The organism is Sphaerisporangium melleum (assembly GCF_014646695.1).
Taxonomy (GTDB): domain Bacteria; phylum Actinomycetota; class Actinomycetes; order Streptosporangiales; family Streptosporangiaceae; genus Sphaerisporangium; species Sphaerisporangium melleum.
Map to the genome: position 1 here is coordinate 1 of NZ_BMNT01000162.1, position 509 is coordinate 509.

Consider the following 509-nt stretch of genomic DNA (forward strand, 5'->3'; position numbering starts at 1 on the left):
AGGTGGGTCTCCAGGACCTGGCCGACGTTCATCCGGCCGGGCACGCCCAGCGGGTTGAGGATGATGTCGACCGGGGTGCCGTCCTCCAGGAACGGCATGTCCTCCACGGGGAGGATCTTGGAGATGACGCCCTTGTTGCCGTGCCGGCCCGCCAGCTTGTCACCATCGGTGATCTTGCGCTTCTGCGCGACGTACACCCGGACCAGCTCGTTCACCCCCGGAGGAAGCTCATCGCCCTCCTCGCGGCTGAACACGCGCACGCCGATGACCTTGCCCATCTCACCGTGCGGGACCTTCAGCGAGGTGTCACGCACCTCACGCGCCTTCTCACCGAAGATCGCGCGCAGCAGCCGCTCCTCGGGCGTCAGCTCGGTCTCGCCCTTGGGCGTGACCTTGCCCACCAGGATGTCCCCGGGCACCACCTCGGCCCCGATGCGGATGATGCCCCGCTCGTCCAGATCGGCCAGGACCTCCTCCGACACGTTCGGGATGTCGCGGGTGATCTCCTC

Annotated in this window: 1 pseudogene; it reads right to left on the bottom strand. The window is 67.6% G+C overall.

Annotation, left to right across the window (positions count from 1 at the left end):
* Positions 1-509: pseudogene (locus IEY93_RS37650) on the bottom strand (DNA-directed RNA polymerase subunit beta); the annotation flags it as partial.